The 2,277-nt window shown below is 69.7% G+C and carries 2 protein-coding genes and 1 pseudogene; 1 reads left to right on the forward strand and 2 read right to left on the reverse strand.

Annotation, left to right across the window (positions count from 1 at the left end; translation table 11 throughout):
* Both DSP71_RS09210 and DSP71_RS09215 read right to left on the reverse strand, forming a co-directional pair.
* Window positions 1-448 (reverse strand): annotated as a pseudogene (locus DSP71_RS09210) (aspartate aminotransferase family protein); the annotation flags it as partial.
* A gap of 40 nt (window positions 449-488) precedes the next feature.
* On the reverse strand, window positions 489-1,178 hold the full coding sequence (locus tag DSP71_RS09215) for a TetR/AcrR family transcriptional regulator (protein ID WP_113680948.1): 690 nt from the start codon (window positions 1,176-1,178) through the stop codon (window positions 489-491).
* Between the two features lie 67 nt (window positions 1,179-1,245).
* Between DSP71_RS09215 and DSP71_RS09220 the strand changes: the two genes are divergently transcribed.
* The coding region (locus tag DSP71_RS09220) for an agmatine/peptidylarginine deiminase (RefSeq protein WP_147251267.1) at window positions 1,246-2,277 on the forward strand (1,032 nt) is incomplete at its 3' end.

Here is a 2,277-nt window from a genome sequence, read left to right on the forward strand (position 1 = left end):
TCCCGATCGTGCCGCCCTGCACGAAGACGCCACCGGCCGTGTCGGGGAGCCCGAACTCGCCGGCCAACCACGACAGCACCTCGTTCTCGGCGTGCACGGCCCCGGCCCCTTCGAGCCAGCTGCCGCCGTAGAGCCCGGAGGCCGACACGACGAGGTCGAAGGCGATGGCGGCCATGGTCGGCGCCGTCGGGATGAACGACAGGTACAGCGGATGACTCGTCGTCAGGCAGGCCGGGGCGAGCACATGCTCGAACACGCTGAGCGCCCGCGCCGCCCCCAACCCCGCGTCCGTGATGGTCGGCCCGACGAGGCGGTTCAGCTCGGCCTCGGACTGCGGCTTGTCGAGCGGCACATCGGCGGCGAGCATGCGACGACGCGAGTAGTCGAGCACGGCATCGACGATCGCGGTCGATTCGGGCGAGGCCGCGTGCATGCGCACAGCATCCATGGGCGTTCCTTTACTTGTCATCAGGTCAGGAGTCATCAGGTCAGGAGTCAGCAGGTCGGGAGTCAGAGGATCGAGCACCGACGAGGGCATCGGGGGCGGCACTGTCCAGCACGGCGGACAGTGCGCGCCTGGCGAGGTCGGCACGGTCGCGTGGGGCCCACTTCACCAGCGAGTGCGCGTTCATGCCGTCGACCATCGCGAGCAGCAGCCATGCGGCCGTGTCGGCGCGACCCGCTTCGATCGCCCCGTCGGCGGCTGCGCGGGCGAAGATCCCCTCGAGCGCGCTCTGCCATCCGTCCATCTCCTGCCGCACACGGGCGGCGAGCGCCTCGTTGCGGGCACCGAGCGCCCACGCCTGCACCCAGATGAGGGTGACGTCGTCGCGGTCGGCGTCGAGAAGGGTCTCGATCAGGCGCAGCAGACCACCGCGCAACTCAGCGGCGTCCAGCTCAGCGGCGTCGTGGAACGGGCGGTCGTCGAAGGCGGAGATCACCTCTTCGCGCTCGGCCGCCACGATCGATCCGAAGACGTCGGCGACGAAGGCGTCCATCCCCGGTCGGTAGTGCGCGACGAGGGCGGGGGTGACACCCACTCTGGCGGCGATCGCACGGACGGTCAGGCTCTCCAGACCGCTTTCGCGGGCAAGGCCGAGCGCCCCCTCGAGGATCGAGTGATCGCGCTCCTGCGGCGACATCCGCCGAGCGGTCGCACCTGTTGACGTCGTCTTCATCAGGGGTTACCGTAACACCTGTTGATCGCATGTTCAATAGTCGGACCGGCCGCACGAGGAGACCACGATGAGCTGGCGCATGCCCACCGAGACCGCACGTCACGAGCGCACGTGGATGGCGTTCCCCGCGGAGGGAGAGACTCTCGGCGACACCGCAGCGGCGCGCGAAGAGGGCTATGCCACCTGGACCGCTGTCGCTCATGCCGTCGCCGAGTTCGAGCCCGTCTCGATGCTGGTCGACCCGAGCGAGCTCGCCAGGGCGCGGCGCATGCTCAGCAGCGGCATCGACATCGTGGAAGCACCCGTCGACGAGTTCTGGATGCGCGACTCAGGGCCCACGTTCGTGGTCGACGACGAGCGTCCTGGTGTCCTCGGAGCGGTCGACTGGATCTTCAACGGGTGGGGCGCCCCGGAATGGGCGGAGTGGCGGAAGGCCGCACAGCACGCACGCATCGTGGCCGGCGCCGTCGGGGCCGAGCTGGTGAGCTCCGCCCTGGTGAACGAGGGGGGCGGCATCCACGTCGACGGAGAGGGCACTGTGCTCCTCACCGAGACCGTGCAGCTCGACCCCCGCCGCAATCCTTACGCCGACAAGCAGCGGGTGGAGGCCGAGATGTCCCGCACGCTCGGCGCCACGAAAGCGATCTGGCTCCCCCGGGGGCTCACGCGCGACTACGACGACTTCGGCACCAACGGCCATGTCGACATCGTCGCCACCATCGCCTGCCCCGGGCGACTGCTGCTGCACGACCAGCAGAACCCCGACCACCCCGACCACGCCGTCACCCGCGAGCTGCGTGCCCTGCTCTCGGAGCAGACGGATGCCGCCGGGCGCCGCTTCGAGGTGATCGGGCTGCCCGCTCCGTCGATGCTGAGCGACGACGAGGGTCCCGTCGACTGGAGCTACGTCAACCACCTCGTCACGAACGACGGCGTGGTGGCGTGCGGCTTCGGCGATGACAAGGCCGATGCCGCAGCACGTGAGATCCTCGCCGACGCCTACCCCGGACGCCGGGTGGTCACGGTGGATGCACGTCCGCTGTTCGACCGCGGCGGTGGCATCCACTGCATCACCCAGCAGCAGCCGGCGCTCGACGGA

The sequence above is a fragment of the Microbacterium sp. H6 genome (genome assembly GCF_003314775.1).
GTDB classification, from domain to species: Bacteria; Actinomycetota; Actinomycetes; order Actinomycetales; family Microbacteriaceae; genus Microbacterium; species Microbacterium oxydans.

Excerpts from the sequence above, each read along its gene's own strand:
- DSP71_RS09215 (WP_113680948.1), bottom strand. The coding sequence starts at position 1,178 with ATGAAGACGACGTCAACAGGTGCGACCGCTCGGCGGATGTCGCCGCAG.